The sequence below is a fragment of the Rhizobium sp. SRDI943 genome, assembly GCF_057653695.1.
The window spans coordinates 475,152-501,830 of the sequence record NZ_CM172787.1; the positions used below are offsets into that span (position 1 = coordinate 475,152).

Consider the following 26,679-nt stretch of genomic DNA (forward strand, 5'->3'; position numbering starts at 1 on the left):
TTTTGTTACCACGCGCAAGCCTTAAAAATGTGGCGAATTGGCGCCAGTATCCGGTACGCTTTCTTCTTTCTGCACACGCGCACCAATGCTCCAAAGGGTGGTGCGGCACCGGAGACCCACGCCAAAGGTTCAAGTGTTAGTCAACTCATGATGCCTCTCCCAAGGATCAAAACTGCCCCACGCTATTTACATTGCAACCCCCGGGCTTCAGAGAGAGCGCCGATCATCCACCCTTCGTTCCTTGTTCCCGGGAGTTGGCAAGAGTGTCGAAACACCGAAACACCTCCAGCGGTGCCCAATCATTTCCGCCACTCTCACAAGCGCAATTCACTAGCGGACCAGAAATTTGGCGCTGTAAAAGTTTCATTTCAGGTATCTCATGTGATTTCGCGAGTCCCTACCACAATTAAAGAGAAGATCGAGGATCGTCACTCCATGAACGAATTCACCCCAGAGCTGGGGGTATTTAGGATAGCCGGCATAGTCGAACCAGGTAAGCCTAATTCCTCGTTCTTTAAAGACTTCTTCATCTACATAGTCTTTTGCCGCGGGGCCAGATACGTACTCTGTGCCACCCGCTTGAGCACAAAGCGCAGCCAGACGCTCTGTCTTTCCTTCCACTAACGTGTAGTCCCATGAATGGGAAATTACAGTTTCGATTGAGAGATAATTGCAGATTGCTGCAATGAATCGGCGATTGAGCGGCGAAAGGTGACTTGGCGGTTCATTCAGGTAAAGGGGCTCCAGCCACACAGCGATTTCCTCAAAGTGTGCAGCACGACGATAGTTCTGGATCAGGCTCTTCCAATGGGCGCTCGCCCATTCGGTGCCTTCTATCTCAGTTTCTCGGATTTTCTGGTGGTACTTTCCCTTTACCTGAACGGGGACTGTGAGCCATTGAATCCCCTGAGGCGTCTTGATCTGATTGCGATTGCGCCAATCACGTCGCGTATATTGCATGTCGTCGTAGAGGATAAACTCATCCACGGCAGCGATCATATCGAAATAACCCTTCCACGGGATATAGTTTGACTGGACGATAGCCACCTTCTTCACTTCATTTCCTTCGCTCGAATGGCTCGGCAGGCGTTCAAAGCCTCACTCGCTGCCGTCGGTTTGTAAAGCTCTTGAGTGCGGCTGGCATCATAGCCGCCTGCGCCTGCGGCTGCACATCATTGTTTGTTGGGAGATCGTCAACACGCCGGATCGGGGCATCCTGGAATGAGAGGCTGAAAGAAGTCATCAGCGCCTTTCAGTGGGTTCGCCGTGTCTGGTCATAGTATGTGGTGAAAGTTCAAGAAGATTGGCAGCGCCTGCTGATCGTCCATGGGCTGACCAGAGTCTCGGAACAATCAGATGGTATGGTTCGCGTCTTGATGAGCCCCGCGATGATAGGAGGCCGATACGGCGGCGTGCTCCGAAGGAGCTCTGGGTTGAACTGAACCAGTCTCGTCACAGGACAGCAGCTCGACGGTTCGCAGGAGCCGCCGACGAAGGACGATAATCCTCTTGACCACGAGGGTTTTAACAAGAAGCCGGAGCAGATAAAGTCCTTTTGGTCATCGCAGCAAAAACGGTTCAGGATTAGCGAACTCGCCTCCCCAGTCCTGATGAAAGATGATTGTATATGGACAGCCGCCCCTCAAACGTTGACAGTTCCGCTAAAATGTCACTTCGCAAACCAGTCGTCTCTCGCTCGCCATATATTGGCCCCGCAGCAGCAAATCCACGCTGGGTAGCGGCTCCACGTACTGACGATAAATGAGGGTCTCACCGTTTGAATGTTCGTTTTCGCCAAGGTAGCTGACCTGCTGGCGAAACGCTTCAAATTGGCAGCCCTCCTTCCCGATTACGCCGCGCCTGAACGCCACAGTGTTCCCAAAATAGACCCGGTCCGATCTGTGAGCAGCTAGACGTTTCCCGTCCTCGGAGAATATTGGAAGAAGCTGTTCGAAGCCGTCCTTGGTCTTCTTGCTGAGGGTAAACCAGTTCTCAGCCATCCGAAGATCGGTAGAATTAAACACGTCAATTGGACCGACCCCGTAGATACCAGCTGCGTTCGTCGGCGCCGCAACGGATCTCTGGATTTTCCGCAGGACCGTCGGAGGATTCTTCACCAGGTACGGCAGAGGAAGCGAGATAGCAAAGCATGCCAGCAAAATCATTACATGACAAAAGACGGTGGAGATCGGATCACCCGGGACGATGTCCTTGTGGACCATCTGGCCCGTTGGCAACAGCGTATACTCTGGCTTTGGCGTAGGGATTTGACAGACGCCGAACATCCTCGTCCGACGCTCGGCAACGAACCTGTACACTGCCGGTCCGCCCAAATATCGACCGACTATGAGCAACGGATGAAGCGGCAGCAAAAGGAACACGTGCTTCGATAAAAGCACATAGAACTCGTAACCCTTGACGGCATTCCCGCTGCTGACGTCGACAGCGTAAAGGTCCTTTCGTGCATCATCTGGATCGATGCCGACTTCGATAAGCCAAGGAATGTTCTTGGACAACGGCTTAAGGTGGACTCGCCTGAAGAGATCGACGGCCTTTACGAACGTCACCGTTCTATCGCACAGATTGCAGCGGTCATCGTACGCCACCTGCAGCCTGTTTGCGCCACTGATGAATGTCTTGGTCCAAAACAAGGCGGCCAAGAACAGGAACTCGAATTGGGCTAGCCACCCGAGCTGGAGGATGAATAGGCTCAGCCCGAAGAACAGCAAGCCCCATATGATTACATATTTGCGAAACACTCCGCCGAGAAGCACAAACGGAAGCAGCAGAAGATACCACGGCAACATCGCCCAGAGTGATACGCGCGCCAGGAAAACCGGGATCGGGCCTTGCGAAAGCAGCCAGCTAAACTCACTCGAATATCTGGACATGAAGTTATTGGTGAGCAGCAGTGGGCCAGCCGAACCTGACATCCAGGCAGGCTCGGCCAAATGGATCGAAAGCGAGTACAGGCACACGCACCAGTAACAGGCGAGCGTCATCAACTTTGCGAGCTGCAGCCCGGATTCACTTGGCAAACCGTTGTCATAGTAGAACGCTGAGATGACTTTGCACGCGAACGTGCCTCTTTTCATAAGCAGCCGGTCCAGCGAAAAATTCGCTCCGGCGTTTGCGAAAATCAGAAGCACTGAAAGCATCGCTGCGATCCAGTTTCCCAATGTGGATGTGCGGAGTAGTATGTCTCCCATCTGCCACTGAAAAACGATCAGATACACGAGAGTGTACTGCGTCAGCAGACCCGCTGTCACCAAGACGCCGCAGAGCAATCCCATCATGGCAGTCAACCAAATCGATGGCTGCCCCCAATCCGAAGGCTCAAGATAGGAGATCACCCAGAAGGCGCGCTCGATCATGAAGAGCCCAAATACTATTCGGATCAGCGCGAATTTCGGTGCTTCCTCCTCTGGATTTGATACGAAGGCCCCGCGTCTAGCGAGCCAATCCGCAAGACCACTGAGGACGACTGCGGCCTTCACTCTAACTACGGGGTGGATGCCGAGTACGAACAAACCGATCAGCAGCGGGAAAAAGCCGAAAAAGCGATTCGCGAACCAGTCCCAAGTTCCGGTAAGAGCGACCAGGGAAAGAGCAATGATGAATATCAGGCTGGTTACGAGGATCCCTTTGCTGCGGCGCACGTTTGAAAGGGACTCCACGCCCGCTGATATATCCGTCGCATCAACCATGCCCAACCGTCGCCTTCGATTTCTTCGCTAAGTCTCATTAGGGGCGTACCGTTCAGCGGCCTGGAGCTTAGCGCCTCCTGCTTCCATGACCTCTATTCAAGCGAACGCTTACTTTAGAATCGAGCGAAGCTCAAGGCACGACTTCCAAGGGATGTAATTTGACTGGACTATCGCAACTTTCTTCATTCCGCATCCTTATCTCGCAGTGCCTTGCACGCTTTCAGAGTGTCCGCGGGGTTTATCGGCCGATAAAGCTCCTGAACCCGGCTTGCGATGTAACCGCCCGCACCATCAGCGGTGCTCCACGTTCCCGCATGCTTGTAGTTTTGCGGAAACATTGCTCCCATGTCGGCCATGAGTTCTGTCGGAATGCTGCGAGGGCCTGTTGCCTCCACCAGAACCCAAGCTCCGGCGAGTTTTTCACACGACACACGGCCCATCACTGCGGTCGCATATTTCAGGCTGCCGGTGTAGCCGCCAATCATCCAAGCGGCTCCGATGCTTTCGGCGCCCATGGCGTACAGGAGCGTTGGAGATTGACCAGATAGATCGATGACGGGATCGCCTGGTTTGAAACCGCTGTTTTTAGCAGCCATAACCGCATCCGAAATATAGGAAGCATACGCCTTCGATAGTATCAATTCAGATCGATGAGGCCCAAGGTTTATGGGGGAATCGTTGAGCTTGAGCGATTGAGGTTGGCGAAACGGTTGCTCTAGTGCGGTCTGAAGGAGGGTCGCCGTCACCGCTTGGGCGGCAAGGACGAGGGGTAACAAAAACGACCAATTTGATCGTTCACGAGCAATTGGGCTAAGTAGTACAATGCCGGCCAGCAGCCAAAAAAAACCCGCTTGTATCCCACTTTCCCAATAATTAACGTTTGTCCCAAAGGCATACATATGCGGGGTTATCAAAAAGAGACACGCGATGCTCCAGTGCGCCACCGATAAGCCCTTGAATGGTCTCGGCCTGCCAAAGGCTAGGCCTGCGAGCGCTGCAGCATAGACGACGCCGAAAAATGACAACCCTTGAAACTGCCCCAGCTCTGCAACCTTAGGGATCTGGCCAAATACGAGGAGCGCCGTCACGAGGAAGAGGCTGACCGCAGCGATCAAGGATACAATCACGCTCACGGATCGTCGCGACAAGAAACCCCAGACGGCAATAAACGTTGCTAGGAATACGAGTTGGGTAAGTAGTTTATCTTTGCCGTTCAGCCAGAAACTATCGATGCGCAAAAGTTCGGTGAATGTGTGGCCGCCACCGAGATATTGTCCAAACTCAAGTCCTAGCTGTAGCCGTTCCACAAACTTCCGAAGGGAGCCATCGATTACGAATGCGCTGAGCAGAAGTGGGACGACCGCACTGGTGATGGCAAGTAAGAGCAGACGCAGCTGGAACTTTTTGGAAACGATCAGGTAGACCAGGGTGCCCACAGCCAGTGCGCCTGCAGTGCTTGGCTTGGCCATGAAGGCCAGCCAGCCACCTGCGCCGATCAACATCGAGCCTGCAACGCTCCGCCAGTTCCATGCTGGTTCAAACATGAGCATACCGATGCTCGTCACCAGCAAAGACTGAAGTGCCAAGCTATAATAGCTGGGCGTTAGAAGCCACGAGTCGAACAGGGCAAAAACACTAGTTGCCAGTCCAGCCGCGGCAGCGCACAGGACGACATCATTCGCTCTTGATTCGGGTGCGACTGCCACGAGAAGTGTATGTGCCAGCCCCCCAGCCAAAGCGAATGTGACGAGTATGTTGGCCTGCCTTAATGCCGCAATGTCCCCGCCGAGCAAAACATACAGAGGATGATACACAAATCCGAACTGCGTGATCGAAAAATCATAGATGAACGGGTTAGATATCGACACCAGATGAAAGCCTTCATCGGTGAACTCGATCCCGTAGGAGCTATATTTGAGCACCCAGCCGAGGATCAACATTGTTGCTGCTAGCGTCAGGCCAGTCATCGCGTGACTGGAGCCTGCGACAGGGGCGCTTTTATAATTCTCACTCAGCGCCATATTGGACTGCTCGCTGCTTATTTCTGGATCGCCTTCGATTAAGCGACCCTGTCACGGTTGTGGTTAAAGTCGTCTTAGATCACTTTTCACGTGATATAAAACCGCTTTTTCATGCTGAGGTCCAAGCTAGCTTTTTTCACCTCTCCAATTTCAATCCGACCGTTGATGTAAGCTGCAAATTGGGAACCAACTGATTCAGCCCACGCGTCTCGCTCCCCACGGGTCGCCGTGCTTGCTCTGATCATCGACGGTGTTGTGGACGAATAGGCAAGTGCCGGGTTCCCGGTTCGCTCTGTCCCGGTGAACAACTTCTACAACGCCACGACGGATTGCGATGAGGACGGCATCCACCCGCACACGATCGGGCATCTGAACTATGCGTGCGCCTATATATCGGAAATCCACATCCTCTAGGCGGAGCAGAGAGCCCCGGCCATATACACCATGTTCCGCGCAGCAGTCTTCGGAGCCAATTTCAGGAAATTCTGCCGGATCTGATACTTCAGCCACCCCTTTGCCTTACCGGCAAGGTGCTGCTCGTATTCAATGTCATGTGGGAACACCATGAGGCGCTCCACCTTAAAACCGCATGTCTTCAGCAGGTTTTCGAAAGAGCCGGGGGTGTAGAAGTTGATATGCCCATAAGGGCCGGATTCGCGGATCGACTTGTCTAGGTTCCGCGTCAGCTCCAAGGGCACCTCGATATAGAGCTTCCGGCTCACCCGTCTGGCCTCGTAGAGGAACATACGCTCATGCTCGACATGCTCAAGGACATGGATGGCAAGCGCGAGATCAAAGGCTTTGCCCGGGTGGGGGATCTTGTAGCCATCGAACTGATCAACTGAAGCCAAGTTCTTGATGCGCCGGTTGCTTATCGCGTCCAGCCCTGATTTCGAGATTTCCACGGCTGCGAACTGCTTTGCAAAGGCAGAATTGCTCAACTCGGAAAGAACCGCACCTTCGCCGGCGCCGATGTCGACAACCGAGTTGAACGTCTGGCCTTCCGTGATTTTGCGTATGTGCCCGACAGACTGCCGCGCAGCTATGGCTCGTTTCTCCGAGACTGAGCCGTCTGCGTAATACCCCTCGTACATCTCGAGTATTTCGGTGCTGCTGTTCATCTCGTCCTCCGGAGCAGTGAGAGGGCATCGATACACCACAAAGTGAAATCCCACAATCTGGAGCTCCCATGCTCGTCAGCAACTGGCGCGCGGTGGTCAAGCATGCCTGGTCAATCAGGTTCATGGTCCTGGCCCTGCTCTGCATCATCATCGAGCCGATCTACACCTTCTTCGCCGCCACATGGGTCTTGAAGAACATCTACATCCAACTTGGGATGTCGGCGGTCACCGGCCTCTTGGCCGTCGCCGCTATCATCGCCCGCATCTTCGTTCAACAGAAAGTCTCTGGAGACCTCGCCAATGGCAAGCCGCCTCAAGAAGGGTAGCGCGATTGCTGCTGCCTGCATCGCCGTCGTCAGCACCTTCGAAGGGCTGCGAACTGTCGCCTATCGAGATCCGAGGGAAGACCTTGATTTCCGATTATTTCAGTTGCGCTCGTTGCAGAAAATGACAAGAAGGTGGTTGTCTGATTGATCCGCGAGACGCTGGTAAGCAATGCCCGAAAATACCCCCACTGAGACGCCGCGCTCAGGATGGTTCTTGATGCCGATGCAAGCGCTCGTCGCCCCTCTGCTGGCGATGCCGCGGGTTGCCAAACGCGCTCTGGCCTTGCTGCTGGATTCCAGCTTTTGTGTTCTGACGATCTGGCTCGCCTATTGCTTCCGCCTCAACGAATGGACGGTGCTGACCGGTGTGCAGTGGCTGCCGGTCTTCGTTTCACTGTGCATGGCCCTTCCCATCTTCATCGTCATGGGCATGTATCGGGCGATCTTCCGTTATGCCAATATGGCTGCTTTCATAACTGTTCTGAAGGCGATTGCGATCTACGGCGTCGCCTTTATGACGATATTTACAGCCCTCAGCGTCCCCGGTGTTCCCAGAACCGTCGGTATCCTCCAGCCCTTCCTGCTGTTGATTGCGATCGGGCTGTCGAGGTTGAGTATCCGCTACTGGCTCGGGGATGCCTACCAGCGCATCCTTCACAAGAATATGCTCGCCAAGGTGCTGATCTATGGGGCAGGGACGGCCGGGCGGCAATTGGCCGGCGCCTTGATCAACAGTGCCGAACTCAATGTCGTCGGCTATCTGGATGATGACCCGCGTCTCAAGGGCGGCGTCATGGGTGGTTTGCCGATCTACGACCCCTCGGATCTTCCGGTGCTTGCCGAATCTCTCGGCGTGCACAACGTGCTTCTTGCTCTTCCCTCCGCATCGCGGCAGCGTCGCAACGAAATCCTGGAACACATCCGTAAAGCCAGGGTCAATGTTCGCACGTTGCCGGATCTCACTGCCCTGGCTCAGGGACGCATCGCCGTCTCCGACATCCGAGAGCTGGAGATCGAAGATCTGCTGGGGAGGGAAGCGGTCGCGCCACGGCAGGAGTTGCTCGACAAGGCGATGCGCAACAAGGTGGTTATGGTCACCGGTGCTGGTGGCTCGATCGGCGGCGAGTTATGCCGCCAGATTCTGCGCAACGAGCCTTCGAGCCTGGTCCTCATCGATCAGAACGAGTTTGCGCTTTATAATATTCATGCCGAATTGCAGAAGCTGGCCGAACTGTACAAACACGCAAATACGCAGATCGTCCCGATTCTCTGTTCTGTCCGCGATCAGGATCGCATGGAACATGTCATGCAGAGCTGGCGACCTCAGACGCTCTATCATGCGGCCGCTTACAAGCATGTTCCCCTTGTCGAACATAATGCCGTGGAAGGCATCAAGAACAATGTGATGGGTACGCTGGTCGCGGCACGCGCGGCGAATAAATGCGGCGTCTCGAATTTCGTGCTGATCAGTACAGACAAGGCCGTGCGTCCGACAAATGTGATGGGCGCCAGCAAGAGGTTGGCAGAGATGGTTCTGCAGGCGCTCGCAGCAGAATCGGCGACTGACAGAATGCGAACGAATTTTTGCATGGTCCGCTTCGGAAACGTCCTCGGCTCCTCCGGATCCGTCGTGCCGCTTTTCAGGCAGCAGATCAAGGAAGGCGGCCCTGTTACGCTGACACATCCTGACATAACCCGCTATTTCATGACCATTTCGGAAGCCTCGCAGCTCGTCATACAGGCCGGCGCGATGGCCGACGGCGGCGACGTTTTCTTGCTCGACATGGGGGAACCCGTTCGCATCGCCGATCTCGCCCGTAAGATGGTTGAGCTTTCCGGGCTGGCCGTCCGCGACGAGAACAATCCCGAAGGCGATATCGAGCTGTCCGTAACCGGTCTTCGGCCCGGCGAGAAGCTCTACGAAGAACTTTTGATCGGCGACAACCCAGAAACAACCGAACATCCTCGCATTATGAAGGCGCGCGAGGATTTCCTCTTCTGGTCGGAGCTTTTGAAAAAGCTCAACGCGCTCAATGCGGTATTGGATCGGAACGATATGATCGCTGCACGTGCGATACTAGCGAAGCTTGTTTCCGGCTATTCGTCAACCGGCGAGGTCTCGGATCTGGCTTTCACCGGCACCTTAAAACCAACAACGCGGCTTAAGACACCCAAGGTCGGCGAGCCCACGTCGACGAATGTTGCTGCGAGTGACAAAGCGCGGTGGGTGCAGCAGCCGTAAAAGATCAGCACGACGAGTTAGGCGGAGATAGGTTCCAGAGCTGTTTGATCAAACATGATAAGCTCCCGCTATGATGTTGCTGACGGCGAGAAGCGGAGCGAGCATAATCGCTAGCTCAAGGACCGATTCAGGTATTTTTTCCAGGCCTCGTCACGGCCTAAGGAAGCATGGCATCGCGATATGCGCTGGATGTGATTTTTTCATGATTGACATTGCAGGGCCAATAAGATTGAAGCGACATTTAGGCCTGCTGTTGTGAAATTTTTTGCTAATTTTGAGCCTACGGTGGATTCTGAAAGCTGAGATGATGGAACAGAGATCATTTGACGAGGAAATTAATCTCTTTTCTGTTGTTTCCTTCCTACGAAGGGGCATCGGCACCATTGCTTTGTGCTGTTCCATCGGAGCTATATTAGCAGGCATTTTCCTGTGGCGTAGCCAACCCTTTTATCAAGCCTCAGCACAACTCGTGCTTGCGGCTTCGTCCAATCCAACGCAACTAGACCCTGATGCAGTCGCTCTTGTGGAGCCTCGTGAGCATGTTACTTTTCGTCTACGATCTCCATCAGCTTTCGATCAGCAGACCGTCTCCGCGTGCTCCGACGGCGGCCCGGTAACCGCCGAACAGATTTCGCAAAATGTGAGGGTGACGGCACCATCAGTTCCCAGTGACGTCATCGAGATTTCCTTTACCGCCCCAGCCGCTGAATTGGCACGGCAGTGCGTCGCCGCGATCGTGCGGGGGATTCAAGAACAGCAGACGTTGGTTGCGTCCATCAGCTTGGAACATCTGAAATCTCAAATCAGTTCACTGCAGGATCAACTCGTGGAAAATTCGAAGCTCCTGAAGGAGGCGCAGGATTCCGGATGGCAGCAGGCAATATATCTCGCGACACGCGACGATGCGATCGCATTACGTAAGGACATTGCCGACTTGACGGGTAAACTAGAATTAAGCAAGCCTGCAACTCTGCTTTCCCCAATTTACGCTCCATCAAATGCCGCCTCTCCGACCAAGATAACTATTCTGACTGCAGGTCTCTTTGTCGGGTTCGTTATCGGCGTTCTAGTCAACCTTCTTAAAAGCGCATACCTCAGGCATCGAAATCGCCGTAGCCGGTCGAACGGCTAATGCGTTAGCGCACCTTAAGCAAGGCCGCACGAAGTACCTGCATGCCCCGCGATATAAGCTTCCTAGAGAAGAAATGTATTGGGCTGGCTCTCAACCCGTGAGTTTCAAGCGCACGTAGAATTTCCTTGTTTTGCCGCAGGATATTCTTCCAGCTGCGATTTGTAGTGCCGCCCATTCGCATCTTCACCATTATGCCGGGCAGGTATTTCGACTTGATACAGTGGCGTTCTAGAAAGCGCATCATTAATTCTACGTCAGCAGCAATCCTATAACTAAGGTCAAATGACCCAAGGCGCTCGTAGACCTCGCGCCGAACAAAGAAGGTTGGATGAGGCGGGCACCAGCCTTCTTCGAAAGCCTTAGGTACAAAAGGCGAAGAGCGCCAGTCGCGCACTATCGTTGAGGTATCATTTTGCCGAACATAGCAGAGATCCCCGTAACATGCTTCCAAGGCCGGATCCCGGAACGCCTCCGCGACCTTTGCCAGAGCGCCCGGCATGTAGAAGTCATCCCCATTGATGAAGCCGATAACTTCGCCGGTCGCAAGACTTATTCCTTTATTCATGGCATCATAGATGCCGAAGTCCTCTTCGGAAACCAGGCGCGTAATAACATCGCGGCGTTCGTTGATCCGATCAAGCGTGCGGTCCTTTGAGAGTCCGTCGACGACGATATACTCCATATTTGGGTAGTTTTGAGCGCGAACGGATTCGATCGTATCAGCAATCGTGGCTTCGTTGTTGAAGACAACGGTGATGATTGAAATTTTCGGTTCGCGCATTCACACTTACTTTCGTAGCTGGTGGGTAGAGGCGAGGTCCCCGGGCCTTCTTCGGTGGTTTGCTACCGGCGTTTGGCGGCAGCCTGTTGAACAAGCGCATGGAAATCAGTGATGAAACGGTTGACGCGTTCATTAGCGAAGGCCTGTGCCTTCGCCGCCCGTTCGAACAGAATATCCGGCGAAGACAGATTTGCCGGAGCAAGTGCGTCTGCAAGCGCCTGCGCGTCATGGCGATCGAAAAATACGGCGGCTTCGCCCGCTTGTTCCCTGTTGACGTCCAAATCAGACAAAATCAACGGCACGCCCCACGACAGGGCCTCTTCGACTGTCGTGCTCCACCCTTCGAAGAGAGATGGATTCAGCAAGGCCATACTAGCGGTTGCGAGTGGAGCAAGATCGCCATATGGGATAAGACCGAGAAGAATGAAGTTCGAGGAGAGACCGGAACTGTCGATAGCAGCCTTCACACGCGGAAAATAAGAGGGGTCGCGCGGATCAGACTGACTGCCACATGCTACGACAGTAACGTCTTGACCGCGGCGACGGAGGATCGTCAATGCCTCCACGACAAGAAGATGGTTCTTGTGCTGCCAGAACTGGTTGGGAAGGAAGATATACCGCTCAGGCAGTCCATATTTGTCGGCAAGAGCACGAGCAGCCGCAGGAACAATTACTCCCTTGGGCGGCACCGCAAACCTGACGACGTGTGTGCGCCCCCGGGAGGACGGATAGAAAACTTCGCACGAGACGCGCGAGTCTTCACTGCTCAACATGATCTCGCGTTTTCCCAGGACCTGAATTCTAAACCCTATATCGCGTTTCCAGTAGCCAAGCTTACTGAAGAGATGGGGGAGGAAGCGGTGCTGGAAATCTGGGATCCAGGCAATAGCGGGGATGCCGAGATTGAAACCAAAAAATTGAGCCACCTCAAATACGACATCTATCCGGTGAGTTCTAAACAGCTTACGCACACGCCAGTCGGCGCCGGTGACAAGACCGGTGAGCAGAGATCTGAAGCTCCTGGATCTGTTAAAGAGCGGGCTACGGACCACCTCAACGCAATTGAGAGCCGCAAATGGAGTTATATCTTCTTCATCGACGTCGGTTCCAAAGAACATAACGGGCGTAAGAGCTCTGCTCTGATCAGCGGACAGCAGCCTAGCGAGATTTATCAGATAGTTATAACCGCCGGTCCAGTTTTTTCCGCCGATCATCGTAAAGGCAATACGGGTCATGATCTCACACCGGATTCCGATCGAAACCACCTGACATAGCCTGAGAGGCCTTCCATCAAATCCTTTTGCCACTCGAACCCGAGGGCTGCGAGCTGCTCGGATTGGGCTATCAGGCTTTGAGGGTCGCCAGCTCTTGCTTTACCCGAAAATTCAATCCTGGCTTCCAAATTAGCATCGACCGCCCATGCTTGGGCAATGCCTTCAACGATCGCACGAACATTGGTGCCGCGGCCGGTGCCGATATTGATAACTTTTGGCGAGGGGTTCGCCTCGGTGTGGATAAGCGACAGCGCGCGCACGACGTCGGTCACCGCCGTCCAGTCTCTAAGCTCGTTGCCACTGCCGCCGAGAAGGAGTCGCTCAGGATGAACCTCGAGCTGGGAGCAAACGTCCCAGAGCAATTGCTTGCGTAATCCCTCCCCATAAACTGAAAACAGACGACCGATCACGACCTTTAACTCGTAGCTCTCGCAATAGGAGATGCAGAGAGATTCCATTATATGCTTGTGATGACCGTATGGAGAGAAGGGGTTGGGTTTCGCCGTCTCAGCTATCTGACCTATGTGGCCTGCCCCGTAAACAGCAGCGCTAGAAACCGCCACTAAGCTGCTTTTAGGGGCCTCCAGTCTCAGCCATTCAAGCAGTTCAATGGTCGAGCTGACCGTGCGGTGGAAATCTTCGCGAGGATTTGCGATTGCTGCTCCGACCGACGAGCCCCCCGCAAGATGGTACACAATGTCCACCGTCCCAAACTGCTGTTGAATCAACCGAAGATTGGGGATATCGACCCCACCGTTATGCCAAGAAACCAGCCCCCAGCGTTGGGCATGAAGCGGTGACCAGGTACCGTGCCCAAGGCCGAATACGGAGTTCCCGGCAAGTGCAAGCGACTTTGCCAGATATCTTCCGATAAATCCGTGAGCGCCTGTGATTAATATACGAGCCATTCTTTTTCTTTATTGGGGCCGCGTGGCGACGAACGAATACAGCCGGCCCGGCCGCCGATCGAATTTTGCTGCGATATGCGAGAAGATCGTCCAGACTGACCGAGAACTCAAAAGCGCTGGAGCGGCTCTTGCGAAGAGCGGCAATCGCATGGCAATCTGCGCCTTCAACTCCGCCGGAGTGTAGGGGGCGAAGTTGATCTCGCTCTCCAGCGGCATAAGGAGCTTGTCCATCTTGAAACCGGCCGAAACTATAGAGTTCTGATACTCCTTCAGAAGAAAGGCGTTTTCCCCTCCATAGAGTTTGTGCAGGGGATGGCGATCCAGAAAGATCGGCAAATCGCGTTCGCTCGATATCACATGTTCGCGAACTGCGATGAAGCGCCCGCCGGGCTTGAGCACTCGAAAGAATTCACGACACGCGGCCGACAGATCGGAGGTGTGATGCAGAACGGCTCTGGCAAAGACCACATCGAAGGCATTGTCGGAGAATGGGAGCCTTTCGGAAAACTCCTCGGCGATCGAAATGGGAAGATGAACTTCATTGAAGAGGGCACGAATTGCACCAGCACCCACGAGGTCGCTCGCGTCGGGCTCCAGTGCCGTTACTTCAAAACCTTCCTTGGCCAGAGCATAGCTGGCAATACCACGACCGGCGCCGATATCGACCGCAGTTCCTGGCGCCTGCGGGAGAAATTCGCGGATGGCACCCCACTCGCCGCTCCGCCAATACCGCTCGGCCGCCTGCAGAATCGGATCGTCGTAGTAGGCATCGAGCACCAGCTTTTGCAGGTCAGGCTGTTGCCGAAGCCACTGGACGGCTGCTTCCCACGTGTCCAATTTTGTTGCCGTCATGGTTGACCTTCTGTCTCTTTTTGCGTCGGCTTGAGATTCCGAATTATGCGAGCGGGGTTACCGGCGACGACGGTGTAAGGGGGGACATCGCGCGTGACAACAGCATGGGCTCCAATAACTGCCCCGTCGCCGACTGTCACCCCCTTCAGGATACTCACGCCAAAACCAATCCACACCTTGTTTTGAATAAACACTGGCTTGATGGAAACCCCGGTCCAATCCTTCTTTCCTAAGCCCCAATCGGTCACATCGTTCTTGCGCAATTCCCAGTCGAGAGAATGAGAATCATGATCCACGATTGTCACTCCCCATGAGATGATGACATCGTTTCCAATCGTAATTCCGGAATGGCATACCAGGTGACTGGCACCAATATAGCAGCGATCGCCAATGCTGATGCGGCCGCGGGGATCATCGAAGCTGATATTGCAATTGATGATACAGTTCTCGCCGATCTTCACATTGCCTCCGCGAACGGATCGCAATACCAGCCAACGGACATTGCTACCACTCCCAACGACAAATTTGCTCCGCTTGCGAGCCAACCATCCCGCCGCCATGTTTGCGATCGTGGTCAGGCTAAGCTTCATGCGCTTGCAGCCAGCCGTTGGAAGTTAAGCCATTGGGCACGCTTGTTGTACACGGTTCGTACAGTACGGGTTCCTTCGTTGGCTAACGCCTGGAGGCGCTCCGGTTCCCGAAGCAGATTTACAATTGTCCGCGCCGCGGATTCTGCATCTTCATATGTTACCATGCTGATATTATTGACCATCCCCTCAGGATAAACACCGGAGTCCGAGACCATTAGCGCACCGCATCCTAGCGCCTCCCAGCATCGCATATTTCCCCTGTCCGTTCCCGCCATATCCACGGCGCCATTTAGAACAATTTTCGCCTGCGAAATCGCTTCATAAAGCTCACGTCCGAAGAGTGGGGTACGGGACACTGCACGAATATTCTTCGGACGTCTGTGCTTCCCAAGCGGCAGAAGCCAACCAATCGGGCTCTCAGCAAGCCTAGTCAATCGCGATCGATCAAGGTGGTAGTAAACTTTAAAATCCCTTCGAATAGCCGAAACGGCTTGCAGTATCTCTGCACGCCGACGATGGTGACGGCTATAGCCGCCGACAAAAAGCACATCGATTGGCCGGTCTCGATTTTCGGCATAGCTATCCATTGCCGGATCATGGGCTGGTGCAAAATATTCCGCGCGCCAGCCAAGCTTCCGATAACCATCCAATATGACAGGAAAGTTGCAGACGATCAAATCGTAGGCGCCGAAGTCGGTATTGCCGGAAGGCGCCGCTCGCCACATGATTGACTTCCGAACGCAGCCAGGAAGTTTGCGGACGAAGTCGTTCCCGTATCGCATCGGATCCGAATTATAAAATATCTCGGTGCGGTGATGTTCGATCTGGCTCAGCAAGATCTGCTCCATGTCGGAGGTGGCGGGCAAACCATTTTCTACCGCCCAGTATCGTTGAAGTATCTCGTCATCGCCGTTCGTAAAGAAGATGTCTGGAGAGGTCTCCATTACCGGTTGCAGTATATGGCAAGCGCCATAGCGATCATCCAGAAAAAGAGCCAATCTGTCTGAAAAACTTCTCGCATCAACTGCAAGCATATCAAGCCGCCGCATATAAGCAGCATATACCCCGGAATTTTGAAAAACGCGCATATTGGGTTCTATACCGATCCGAGGTGGACAAGATGCTCTTGTCCACCGTCGTTCTTTTCTGGCACCCACTTCATGGCGCTGGATAGCGCTAGCACTAATGGAACAACCAAAACCAAACCGCCGGTCATCATCGCGGTTTGAAGTGCGGTCGAAAGCATGACGAATATTCCATAGTGGCCGAGAGCCAGCCCCGCAATCGTTGCGACGGTCTTCCCTCGTTTCACTATCAGCTGGATATCTAGCAAGCGGATAAAAAATCCGGCGAATAGCGAAAATAGAAGGACACCCATCCAAGAGAAGTCGGCCCAGGCATCGGCGATAAACATCGCTGTCGAGGTGGAACCTTCCACGCCACGATGGACGGCGCCGACCAGTAGATAGGTTGGTTGGCTGGGTTGACCGGTCAGAGAGCCGACCAGCCAACTGAACTTACTACCCCAACCATAGGGGAGAACACTTGGAATTGCAGTATAATACTCAAGCAAGCTCTCATTCGGGATCATGAATATCCGGTAAAAGAGAAAGTCGAGTGCGTCACCGACACCGTGTAATTCACGAATGGCAATAAGTACCATCGCTCCGAACAGAAGTACGCCAAAAAGAATAAATCTGATCGCCATCCCCAACGGCAAATCTAAAGATTTTCTAAGATGTTCAACGACTAGCAACTGCAGCATAAATATCGCCAGTGGTGCCTTGCTTAGAGTTGAGGCCTTGGCCAACATAACGGCGATTATAAAAGCCCAAGCGATCGCTCTCAGTTTCATTGACCGCTGTCTTATCGCTATAAAGCAGCAAAAGGCACAGAACGGAAGCACATTGGAGACCAGGAGATTGAAAAGATAGAAGCGGCTTCCACCCGACTCTCGTCGCATCGCAATTTTCGCGACCTCACTTACATCTGAAATAAAGTAGACGATAGTTTTGGGTATGTTGTTTTCTAACACAACAACCGCCAAAATGATAAGGAGTCCGATTGTTGAAATAAGCTCGACGCGTTGAGCGACGCCTTCAGATATGCGGACAGGCCGAGTACGCCAGGAATGCAGAGCAGCGTGGATCTGCTGATGACTAATGCCAAACGCGAAATCTGCCAACCCTATACCGAGAGTAATGCAGACAATTGAAATGGCAAGTGAGAGATCCAGTGCGCCTATGGCATCATTATAGGGGGCAGCAGACATGATTGTCTCGAAGAACTTGGTCTGAGGACCCCATACTCGAGTGTAATATAGATACATAGGGCCATGAAGCGTGAGCATGAGGCCTAAAAATACTGACGAAAGCGTCAGATTGATACCCACCTTCCAAATGTAGAAGCCCACCGACAGTGTGACAGCCATTGCGAAGACGAGGCTAGTCGACATCAGCTGCCTCTACGGTTGCGCTACGTGACGGCAGCAAAATTCGAGTCACCTTACGCAGGCGCAAAAGCGCTTTATGAAGCCACATGCCGTTCGGAAAATTACTGTGCGGTACTGGCGGTGCCTCGATATACCATTGGAGCTCCTCCGGCTTCAATCCCAGTTTTTTGGCCACGAACTTTGTTTCCCTGCGGGCATCCTGAACGGAGATGATGGGCGTTGAAATTTCGCGCAGCGCCTCCTCCCGTGTCATTTGTCCGGCAACAATCAAACTTGAAAGATGAAGCCGTCTTTTGTCAAAGTTAAATTTTCTCGGAAGATAGATATCCTGGTAGAATTTGGTGAATCTGGATTCACTGTGTTTGCCACCGTAGTCACGCCACCCATATTCGCGCTGAAGCTCAGTGCGCGCCTCTTCTTTATTGTAGTCGATGTAGTTGAGCGGACGGTGAATGGTGAGTTGCCGGCGGACGCGGGTAAGCCAAATATACTCAAGAGGGCTCATGAAGGGATAGGTCGTGAGCTTCAAGGAGCCGAAGCGTTTTTGAATCGCGCTCGCATGCGTTCCGTCAATCGACGGATAGCCAAAGCCGCGGGGTATCACCGATTCTGACGCGAAGTTTACGCCGCTGAGGAAGTGACGAATGCCGAATTTAGCTGCTGTCCTATAGAGGGTGGAAAAGAATGCATGATCTTGCGGGATGTCCTGATTGAGGACAGAAGCCTTCATAAACGCAATCTGCAGATCGCGCATCTCCTGCCACTCGATTACATACGTGTGAAGGTCGAGATCGAGTTTTCGGACAAGAATTTCAATATTGTGGACGGCGGGCTCGGAATTCCAACCGCCGTCGACATGGACCGCCAGAAGACGAAGACCATGCTTTCGGGCGGCGAGATGCGCAAGAAACGCGCTGTCAATTCCACCGCTAAGCCCGACCATTGCGTCGTATGGCTTACCTGCGCCTTCTTCCTTCAATGTGGCGATCAATCGCCGCATTCGTATGTCGCCTTCGGGGCCGGTCCACCACTCGTGCGGCTTGCGATTCAGCGCATCACGACAGCAGTTACATTGGCCGTTTGCGTCAAACACGATCGACGGGTTGGAATTGTCCATGACGCAAAATGAGCAAACTCGCGACGCGTTATCCATGAGCACCTTGCTCCGCTTCCTCCAAAATTTCTGGTGCAGGGTAGCTTATAAGAACTGCCCTTAGCCGACCGATAAAGGTGAAGGCGCTCCCCGAGGCCGCGGCGGAAGCGCCGGCATGAAGGCCTTCCATCAGGTGGGCGACGTCTCCGGCGCCACCCAAGGCAACGACCGGAATGCTCAGCTTTCGGGTAATCGACTGGATCAACTCAAGATCATATCCGTTGCGGGTGCCGTCGAGAGTTTTCGACTGAAGAATTATTTCGCCAACGCCGGCATCCTGCAACCTCAGGCAGAATTCTATCGGCTCTTGCCTCGCACCGCTTGAAGCGTAGCAGCTCGCCGCCGCGCCGCGACCGTCTACGTCGACACAGGCAACCAGAGCCTGGCTGCCCATATCGGCAGCGATCGCTCCCACCAGTTGCGAATTGCGCGCGCCTTGACCGAGTACAAACTTCTCGACGCCGGAGCGGTTAAGTTCCTCGCACTGCTTAAGCTCGGTGATGCCGCCGCCATATGCCAAAGGCATGAAACATTCGGTTGCGAGTTCGCGAACGAAGCCGAGGTCAGGACCTCGCCCCGTACGCGTGGCGTCGATATCGAGAATGCAGATCTCGTCGACTTCCTTTTCGTTGAACAGGCGAACAACATTGAAGGGATCGCCGACGTAGGTGCGCTCGCCAAACTCTATCGTTTTCACCAGCCGACGCTTCTGATCGACTAGCAGGACGGGTATAAGCCTTTTTCTCATCAAAGCTTTCCGAATGCTTCAAGAACCCGCATCCCGAAGCGGTGGCTTTTTTCAGGATGAAATTGCACGCCGCTGACATTGTTCGAACTCACTGCGCAACATAGCTCCTCGCCGTAGTCGATGACGGCGGTAACGTCATTCGGATCATCGCAATCGACAAAATAGCTGTGGTCGAAATAGAAGCGCTCCCGCCGGTTGGACCTGTCGAACAGAGCGCTTTCTCGGCGCGGCTTTATCTCAAGCCAACCGATATGAGGAACCTTAAGGGATGATGTTGCCGGCAGCCTGATGCGCTTCACATCCGCATTTATCCAGCCTAGTCCAGTTTCCGAGCCTTCCTCGCTGGATCGCGCCAACAGCTGCATACCGAGACATATGCCGAGAACAGGAACCCTCCGTTCGCGCACCGCGTGATTCAGTGGATCGACTAATTTTCTGTTTCTCAACGTGGCCATTGCTTTGTCAAACGCACCGACCCCTGGAAGAACGAGCTTCGCGGCACTTTCGATCTCCTTGGGATCACCGCTTGGCCGAGCATCGATCCCCAGATACTCCGCCATATTTGTAATTGCGCCGATATTCCCGACGCCATAGTCTACCACAGTGATCACTCAAAACCCTCTCTTGCGTTTCACAAGATGGTTATTCCATCCAATCAGGCGTCTCGCGGACAAAGCCGTTCTAACGGACCCATAGATACGGGACAAGATAATGCTCCCGGTTTTCGTCGTCATCGCCACGGCTGCGATCGCGGCGGAGACAACGCAGACAGAACAGACATACGCGAAAGCGAGGGACAGCCAGCCATTGATCCAGGTGAAATTCAGGCCTAAAGATCCGACAACTATGCAGATGCCAACCAAGATAGGAGCAACTGTACAGGCAAACATTTGCTCCGCGCTGAAAGTGCGAAAGAAGCAATTGCGAGTCACCAAAAGCGCGAGAGGTACTCTTACAAGGCTGGCAGCAAGCAAGCCTGCTCCAGCAGCGTATGGACCGAAACACCAAATGGAAACGAAAGAAAAAACAACCGTCATCACCGAATACGCAAGCGAAGTATATGCAGCCGGTGCGTTTCTGCCCATTCCCATGGCGTAATACTGGAATACATTCGAACCGCACCCGACGATGCCGCCGAGAATGAGTATCTGGAGAAGATGTGTGCCGCCTGCAGCGGTTTCTTCGCCGATCCAAACCGTTAACAGCGGCCTAGAGAGAACCGCGATTGGCGAGAGTACGATGGCTCCGAAAGCCGAATTGCCCCATGAGGCGAGCATAAAGAAATCATGCCGCTCCTCTTCGCGGCTGTTCGACATGTTGCCAAATCGAGGAAACAGGACTTCACAGATACGTATGACAGCGATGTAGGCGGCCTCCTGGACGCGATTGCACACGTTATATTGGCCGACAACGGCAGATGGCGCGAGCGAAGCCAGAACGTAGCGGTCAATCTGGTTGCCAAAGATTCCCGCAAGCTGAGAGAGGCTTTGCCATTTTCCAAAATGAAGCAATGATTTCAGGTCGTCGGGAGACGATGAGATCAATCTGCCGCTCTCACGGAATTCCGAGGATGTAATCCATATCCATCCTACAGTCGACAATACGAGACTTCCAGAAAATCCGAGCAAATAGCCGTTCAGCACTGGAAAGGACCAAGTGCATCCCAAGGTCATGATGATGGTTGCGAATGAACTCCAGGCTGATGCTTGGGCCACCAATCGAAAACTTTGCTTTCCCACGCAAATACCTTGCAGGACAAACGAGAACTGCTGCGCCATTGTGCCGGTTGCGACAATGAGGAAGGAGACGGTGAGATTCTGTGACGGAAGAGACGCACCGGCGATGCCGGTCATGATCCATGGACCGGCAAGCACGATCCCTAGCCACGCCGCCGCCGAAGCGATCAGGCAGATTTTTATTCCGACGATAGCAATACGGGCGGCGGCATGCTCCTCGCCACGTCCAATCCGCGCGGAAATTTCCCTGACAACGGCCTGCCCGAGCACGGTGCCGATCAGCGTCACGGGAGCTGCGATAGCGATCACTATGCCTGCGCTTCCCAGCGCCTGCAGTCCAATCCAGCGTACGACGAACGGCACCGTGGCAAGGTTAGCAACCAGCGTAAAAAGGAAACCCGCAAAATTCCAGCCTGAGTTTCCAAGAAGATTGCTGCGCCTTCCATGGCTCTCCGGGCGTTCATCACTCACTCGGCGAATCCCCTGATCGTATCTACGACGTACAGGAGTTGAGCTTCTGTCATTTCAGGGAAAATCGGAATTGAAAGAATCTTGGATTGATTTCCAAACGCGTTGGGAAAATCTTCCGGCCGATGGCCAAGGCGTTCGTAAGCCGGTAGGAACGGCAGCGATATTGGATAGTTGACCACAGTTTGGATGCCGGCATGATTGAGGTGGGCGGCCAGGGCATCGCGCCGCTCGTGCTTGATCACAAACAGGTGATAGACGTGATTTCGTCCGGCTGCCGTTTCAGGCAGTTCCAGCTGACCAATATCCTCGAGGGCGCGCGCATATCGCCTCGCCCATTCCTGCCGCTTTGCAGTCCATTCAGGCAGACGCGGCAGCTTCACCGACAGAATCGCGGCCTGCAGTCCGTCGAGGCGGCTATTTATGCCTTCGATCTGGTGGTCGCCCTTTGAAAGCCCGCCATGCCGCGCAAACATTGCCATCCGATCGGCAAGTGATTTGTCCTTGCAGGTAATGGCGCCTGCGTCGCCCATCGCGCCAAGGTTCTTTCCCGGGTAGAAAGAATAGGAAGCGACATCCCCGAAGCTCCCGACGACCTGCCCATCAATCTCAGCAAGATGGGATTGAGCACAATCCTCTATGACCCAGAGACCGTGCTTCCGGGCGATCGCCATGATAGCAGTCATATCGGCCGGTTGGCCATAGAGATGAACCGGGATGATGCCAACCGTTCGAGGCGTGATCCTCGCTTCGATTTGAACAGGATCGATTGTGTATGTCGAAGCGTCGGTGTCGCAGAAGACAACATTGCCGCCGGCCTGTGAAATGGTCTCGGTAGTTGAAATCCACGAATGGGCAGTCGTAATAACTTCATCCCCAAGTCTGACGCCTAGCGCGCGCATGGCGATGAAGAGTGAGTCCGTTCCATTAGCACATGAGATGCAATAAGGGGCGCCGACGGCGGCGGCAAATTCGTCCTCGAACTTCTGAACGAATGGCCCCCTGATAAACGAGGAAGACCGGATGACTGAAGCAATTGCAGCATCGATCTCCTCCTTTAGCGAGAGATATTGGAGATGAAGATCAGCGAAAGGAACTTTCATTAAACCTGCTCTTGGTAAATTTTCATGATTTCCGCGGCAGCGCCGCCACTGCAACAAGTCAAATAACATTCGGCCATGCATTGGCTCAACACTGAAACAACTTTTTCCCAAGGGGCGAGGCCAACGACCTCCCATGGGCGACCTTGCGGCGAGAAGCTCACAAAGCCAAAGGTCCCGGGTTGTCTACCAACGACGACATTTCCGCACAAACTAAGTTTCGTTGCTAGCCGAGCGAGGTAACGGCCGAGCGGGGTTGCCGGCATAGGTGCCGGAAATGGTGATATCCCGGGTTACAACGGCGCCTGCGCCGATGACAACGTCGTCGCATATCTGAACCGGAAGGACCGTAGCGTTCGAGCCGATCGAAACCCGATTGCCGATTCGGGTTTCCTTCCAGAGCTCGCGATTTCCCCGCGCAGGCCCACCTCCCGAAAAAAGGTCGTTCACAAAAACAACCCCATGTCCAATGAAACAATCCTCCCCAATCTCCACAAGTTCGCATATGAAACTGTGGGACTGTATTTTTGTGCGCGGCCCGATCTTCACGCCCTTCTGGATCTCTACGAATGGGCCAACAAAACAATCATCTGCGAGTTCGCATTCGTAGACATTGGCAGGCTCGACGATTTTTACGCGAGCGCCGCAAACGACGTCTCTGACCTGCACCTTCCAAAGCATGGGGGAGCCGTCGGTCACTGGGAAGATCGTCCCAGTTTCGAATGTTTCACTTCCAAAGGCAATTTCACTTCCTGATTGGAAGCGATTGATTCGTAAAGTGCCGAGATCAGCTCAAGACTCTGGCGGCCCTCATGACCATCCACGAGGGCTTTTGTATCATTCACGAGGCAATCGACGACGTGTTCGTAATAAGCCTGATGACCAAAACCATAAACGTTTGGAGGATTAACAGAGTACTTCTCCATAACTTGCTCATCGCCTAAGTCATGGTCGCCGAACTGCCAGGTGCGGATCTTGTTCACCGCAAAGCCCGCAATCTCAACAGAGCCCCCAGCTCCAAGTATCGAAATCGATCCTTCAATGTCCTTGGGTCGCGTTGCTGCGGTGGCTTCTATAATGCCGAGAGCACCGTTGCGGAACTTCAGTGTGGCTACGGCAGTGTCTTCCGCCTCGATATCCACCAACGCTGTCGCCGCCCGCGCGTGAACACTTTCGACATCGCCCATGAACCAAGTTAACATGTCGATATGATGACTTGCCTGATTGGCAAGGACACCGCCGTCATATTGCCAGGTACCGCGCCAGTTATCCTGATCATAGTAACTCTGATCGCGGCACCATCGTACCCTAACCGTCCCGAGCACGAGCTTACCGAAGCGGCCCGCATCAAGAGCTTCGCGCGCCTTCACGACCGGGACATTGAAACGGTTTTGTTTGACGACGAACAATCGAATATTATTCTCGTCGCAAGCCTTGATCATCGCTTCAGCATCGGCCAGAGTCAGAGCCATTGGCTTTTCGACAACGATATGTCGTTTATATTTTGCTGCCGTAATGACGTGTTCTGCATGCATGCCGCTTGGCGTCAATATCGATACGACATCCACCTCAGTGTTCTGAAGCATCTCATCGATCGACCGATAGTAGGGAACGCCGAATCGCTCACCGAACTCCCTCGCTCTTTCCTCTGCAATATCGCAAACCGCAGCGAGCGTCGCACCTTTTATCTGTGACAGGCCCAACAGTTCGGAATGTCTTTTGGCAATGCGCCCGCAGCCAACAATAGCGAATTTTATCAAGAGTTCTTTCCCCATGCGATCGTATCCGCCCGCAATCACTCGGCACTTACGTTAACATCGAAGCCATGCTGCTTAAGCAAGGCATGTCTCTGTGCATGCCCCAAATCATGCATCACCATTTCCCGGCACATTTCTCTCGCAGAAATTTCCGGAACCCAGCCGAGCAGTTCGCGGGCCTTCGTAGGATCTCCGAGAAGTGTTTCGACTTCGGCCGGACGAAAATAGCGAGGATCGATCTGTACGACTACGGAGCCGGGTTTCACGCCATGGGCCTTGTCGCCTGTGACGGTCTCAACGATCCCTCGCTCATTCAAGCCTTCTCCCTCGAAGCGAAGGGTAATTCCGAGATCCTCTGCAGCCCATTGGATGAACTGACGTACGCTGTATTGTTTGCCGCTCGCGATTACGAAATCCCGCGGCTGATCCTGCTGAAGCATCATCCATTGCATGCGAACGTAGTCTTTGGCGTGACCCCAATCACGCAACGCATCGAGATTGCCCATGTACAGGCAATCTTCAAGACCTTGCGCGATATTGGAAAGACCACGCGTGATTTTTCTCGTCACAAACGTTTCGCCACGACGAGGGCTCTCATGATTGAATAGGATTCCATTGCACGCGTATAAGCCATAGGATTCGCGATAGTTGATGGTGATCCAGTAAGCATAGAGCTTCGCAACCGCGTAGGGACTACGCGGATAGAATGGCGTAGTTTCCTTCTGAGGGGTTTCTTGTACAAGTCCGTAGAGTTCGCTCGTACTCGCCTGATAAAATCGCGTTTTCTTTTCAAATCCCAGTATGCGTATGGCTTCCAGCAGGCGGAGTGTTCCGAGTGCGTCGGTATCGCCTGTATATTCCGGGCTCTCGAAGCTTACGGCAACATGGCTCTGGGCGCCGAGATTATAGACCTCGTCCGGCTGCGTCTCTTGCATGATGCGGATGAGATTGCTTGTATCCGTCAGATCCCCGTAATGCAGCTTGAACAACATATTCTTGCTGTGTGGATCCTGGTAAATATGATCGACGCGTTGCGTGTTGAACGAACTCATGCGTCGCTTGATTCCATGAACGGTGTATCCCTTTTCGAGAAGAAATTCCGCTAGATAGGAACCGTCCTGACCGGTAACGCCGGTTATGAGAGCGACTTTAGACATTATGCGACGTTCTCCCGAGACAGGAAATCTTCGTAAGCAAATTTGAGACCTTCCTTCAGATCGGTTACCGGTGACCATCCGAGCTCTCTTGCCACCCCGCTGTCCATGAGCTTTCGAGGTGTTCCGTCTGGTTTGGAGGTATCGAATTCTATCTTCCCTCGGAAGCCAACAAGGTCGCTGATAGTCGTCGCAAGCTCGCGAATAGTCACGTCGCTTCCAGATCCTACGTTGATATGGGTCTGGCCTTTTGGCTTCAGGGCGTTGTAGCGCTCTGCCGGCAAATTCATGATATGCACGCTGGCGGCGGCCATGTCGTCAACATAAAGAAATTCTCGCAGCGGCATCCCACTGCCCCAGATCAGCACGCTGGGCGCACTCCTGGTTTTCGCTTCGTGAAAGCGCCGCAGGAGCGCCGGAATGACATGCGAATTCTGGGGATGATATGTATCTCCGACACCATATAAATTGCTGGGCATCACAGCACGGTAGTCTACAAGGTGAGTATTGCCATATTGGCGATTGTAGCTCTCGCAAAGTTTGATGCCGGCAATCTTGGCAATTGCATAAGGTTCATTGGTCGGCTCAAGCGGACCTGTAAGAAGCGCATCTTCCTTGATCGGCTGGTCGGAAAGCTTCGGGTAAATACAACTTGATCCGAGCAGAAGAACCTTCCGAACGCCGTTCCGGAAAGCAGCCTCCATGACATTCAGTTCAATCATCAGGTTGTCGTAGATAAAGTCAACCGGATAGGTGTTGTTTGCGTATATGCCGCCCACCTTCGCCGCTGCAAGGTAGACCTGATCAGGTCGCTCCTTTTCGAAAAACCGACGAACGTCCAACTGCTCTATCAAATCAAGGTCTTGATGCCTTGCGGTGATGACGGAATCGGGCGGATGCCCTTCGGCGACCAAGCGCCGTACGATCGCCGAGCCGACCATACCAGTATGACCGGCTACGAATATTTTTGGAAAACTGCCCATATTTGCTCGCGCACCCGTGGCATGACCGGAAGCTTCCCGGCTTCTTTATCTACGACCGCACAGTTGCCATGTCGGACTCGCGCGGAAAGGATTAGTTACGCCTCATTGGGTGTTCTCGCCACAAAAGTCAATCTTCATCAATCGGAGCATACTGATCATACCGGTGGTTTTTTC

At 53.6% G+C, this 26,679-nt stretch carries 23 protein-coding genes; 3 read left to right on the forward strand and 20 right to left on the reverse strand.

Annotated elements, in window-relative coordinates; all coding sequences use genetic code 11:
* Nucleotides 1-363: 363 nt before the first annotated feature.
* The 4 genes from AC245Y_RS02325 to AC245Y_RS02340 all read right to left on the reverse strand — a co-directional run bounded on the left by AC245Y_RS02325 (nt 364) and on the right by AC245Y_RS02340 (nt 6,849).
* Nucleotides 364-1,056 (reverse strand): WbqC family protein, encoded by a 693-nt coding sequence (locus AC245Y_RS02325; RefSeq protein WP_011650551.1) that lies wholly within the window; start codon nt 1,054-1,056, stop codon nt 364-366.
* Between the two features lie 605 nt (nt 1,057-1,661).
* On the reverse strand, nt 1,662-3,707 hold the full coding sequence (locus tag AC245Y_RS02330; RefSeq protein ID WP_017993006.1) for a thiol-disulfide oxidoreductase DCC family protein: 2,046 nt from the start codon (nt 3,705-3,707) through the stop codon (nt 1,662-1,664).
* 182 nt (nt 3,708-3,889) lie between these two features.
* Nucleotides 3,890-5,728, reverse strand: coding sequence for a hypothetical protein (locus AC245Y_RS02335; protein ID WP_017993007.1), 1,839 nt, complete (start codon nt 5,726-5,728; stop codon nt 3,890-3,892).
* Between the two features lie 410 nt (nt 5,729-6,138).
* On the reverse strand, nt 6,139-6,849 hold the full coding sequence (locus tag AC245Y_RS02340) for a class I SAM-dependent methyltransferase (RefSeq protein WP_011650555.1): 711 nt from the start codon (nt 6,847-6,849) through the stop codon (nt 6,139-6,141).
* Nucleotides 6,850-6,917: 68 nt separating this feature from the next.
* Between AC245Y_RS02340 and AC245Y_RS02345 the strand changes: the two genes are divergently transcribed.
* The 3 genes from AC245Y_RS02345 (at nt 6,918) to AC245Y_RS02355 (ending at nt 10,549) form a co-directional block, all read left to right on the forward strand.
* On the forward strand, nt 6,918-7,175 hold the full coding sequence (locus AC245Y_RS02345) for a DUF7940 domain-containing protein (protein ID WP_017993009.1): 258 nt from the start codon (nt 6,918-6,920) through the stop codon (nt 7,173-7,175).
* Between the two features lie 169 nt (nt 7,176-7,344).
* Nucleotides 7,345-9,417: a polysaccharide biosynthesis protein gene (locus AC245Y_RS02350; RefSeq protein ID WP_017993010.1), complete on the forward strand. Its 2,073-nt coding sequence runs from the start codon at nt 7,345-7,347 to the stop codon at nt 9,415-9,417.
* Nucleotides 9,418-9,721: 304 nt separating this feature from the next.
* The gene (locus tag AC245Y_RS02355) at nt 9,722-10,549 is read left to right on the forward strand and encodes a Wzz/FepE/Etk N-terminal domain-containing protein (RefSeq protein WP_017993011.1); all 828 of its coding nucleotides are present in this window, start codon (nt 9,722-9,724) and stop codon (nt 10,547-10,549) included.
* A 4-nt stretch (nt 10,550-10,553) separates the two neighbouring features.
* Here the strand turns inward: AC245Y_RS02355 and AC245Y_RS02360 are convergent, their stop codons facing one another.
* The 16 genes from AC245Y_RS02360 to AC245Y_RS02435 form a co-directional block, all read right to left on the reverse strand.
* Entirely contained in the window at nt 10,554-11,330 is a 777-nt protein-coding gene (locus tag AC245Y_RS02360; RefSeq protein ID WP_017993012.1) for a glycosyltransferase family 2 protein, read from the reverse strand.
* A gap of 62 nt (nt 11,331-11,392) precedes the next feature.
* The gene (locus tag AC245Y_RS02365; protein ID WP_011650560.1) at nt 11,393-12,565 is read right to left on the reverse strand and encodes a glycosyltransferase; all 1,173 of its coding nucleotides are present in this window, start codon (nt 12,563-12,565) and stop codon (nt 11,393-11,395) included.
* On the reverse strand, nt 12,562-13,512 hold the full coding sequence (locus tag AC245Y_RS02370) for an NAD-dependent epimerase/dehydratase family protein (RefSeq protein ID WP_011650561.1): 951 nt from the start codon (nt 13,510-13,512) through the stop codon (nt 12,562-12,564). Before AC245Y_RS02370 ends, AC245Y_RS02365 begins: the two co-directional genes overlap by 4 nt.
* A 9-nt stretch (nt 13,513-13,521) precedes the next feature.
* Nucleotides 13,522-14,364, reverse strand: coding sequence for a class I SAM-dependent methyltransferase (locus AC245Y_RS02375; RefSeq protein WP_017993013.1), 843 nt, complete (start codon nt 14,362-14,364; stop codon nt 13,522-13,524).
* A complete protein-coding gene (locus tag AC245Y_RS02380; protein WP_011650563.1) occupies nt 14,361-14,954 on the reverse strand; it encodes an acyltransferase in 594 nt (197 codons plus the stop codon). Before AC245Y_RS02380 ends, AC245Y_RS02375 begins: the two co-directional genes overlap by 4 nt.
* Nucleotides 14,951-16,042, reverse strand: coding sequence for a glycosyltransferase family protein (locus AC245Y_RS02385; RefSeq protein ID WP_011650564.1), 1,092 nt, complete (start codon nt 16,040-16,042; stop codon nt 14,951-14,953). The genes AC245Y_RS02380 and AC245Y_RS02385 overlap by 4 nt, the downstream gene beginning before the upstream one ends.
* Nucleotides 16,043-16,050: 8 nt before the next feature.
* Nucleotides 16,051-17,226, reverse strand: coding sequence for an O-antigen polymerase (locus AC245Y_RS02390; RefSeq protein WP_245273997.1), 1,176 nt, complete (start codon nt 17,224-17,226; stop codon nt 16,051-16,053).
* 172 nt (nt 17,227-17,398) lie between these two features.
* Nucleotides 17,399-18,559: an N-acetyl sugar amidotransferase gene (locus AC245Y_RS02395; protein ID WP_011650566.1), complete on the reverse strand. Its 1,161-nt coding sequence runs from the start codon at nt 18,557-18,559 to the stop codon at nt 17,399-17,401.
* The gene (locus AC245Y_RS02400; RefSeq protein ID WP_245274037.1) at nt 18,552-19,307 is read right to left on the reverse strand and encodes a HisA/HisF-related TIM barrel protein; all 756 of its coding nucleotides are present in this window, start codon (nt 19,305-19,307) and stop codon (nt 18,552-18,554) included. Before AC245Y_RS02400 ends, AC245Y_RS02395 begins: the two co-directional genes overlap by 8 nt.
* Nucleotides 19,307-19,918, reverse strand: coding sequence for an imidazole glycerol phosphate synthase subunit HisH (hisH, locus tag AC245Y_RS02405; RefSeq protein WP_011650568.1), 612 nt, complete (start codon nt 19,916-19,918; stop codon nt 19,307-19,309). Before hisH ends, AC245Y_RS02400 begins: the two co-directional genes overlap by 1 nt.
* A complete protein-coding gene (locus AC245Y_RS02410; RefSeq protein ID WP_017993014.1) occupies nt 19,919-21,514 on the reverse strand; it encodes an oligosaccharide flippase family protein in 1,596 nt (531 codons plus the stop codon). It lies immediately after the preceding gene.
* Nucleotides 21,511-22,683, reverse strand: coding sequence for a DegT/DnrJ/EryC1/StrS family aminotransferase (locus AC245Y_RS02415; protein WP_245273998.1), 1,173 nt, complete (start codon nt 22,681-22,683; stop codon nt 21,511-21,513). Before AC245Y_RS02415 ends, AC245Y_RS02410 begins: the two co-directional genes overlap by 4 nt.
* A gap of 141 nt (nt 22,684-22,824) precedes the next feature.
* The gene (locus AC245Y_RS02420; RefSeq protein ID WP_011650571.1) at nt 22,825-23,310 is read right to left on the reverse strand and encodes an acyltransferase; all 486 of its coding nucleotides are present in this window, start codon (nt 23,308-23,310) and stop codon (nt 22,825-22,827) included.
* A complete protein-coding gene (locus tag AC245Y_RS02425) occupies nt 23,307-24,386 on the reverse strand; it encodes a Gfo/Idh/MocA family protein (protein ID WP_011650572.1) in 1,080 nt (359 codons plus the stop codon). Before AC245Y_RS02425 ends, AC245Y_RS02420 begins: the two co-directional genes overlap by 4 nt.
* Before the next feature lie 20 nt (nt 24,387-24,406).
* Nucleotides 24,407-25,525 carry a GDP-mannose 4,6-dehydratase gene (gene gmd, locus AC245Y_RS02430; RefSeq protein ID WP_011650573.1) on the reverse strand — a complete coding sequence of 373 codons (1,119 nt, stop codon included), beginning with the start codon at nt 25,523-25,525 and terminating at the stop codon, nt 24,407-24,409.
* Complete coding sequence (locus AC245Y_RS02435; RefSeq protein ID WP_011650574.1) at nt 25,525-26,505, reverse strand: GDP-L-fucose synthase family protein; 981 nt, start codon at nt 26,503-26,505, stop codon at nt 25,525-25,527. Before AC245Y_RS02435 ends, gmd begins: the two co-directional genes overlap by 1 nt.
* Between the last annotated feature and the right edge of the window lie 174 nt (nt 26,506-26,679).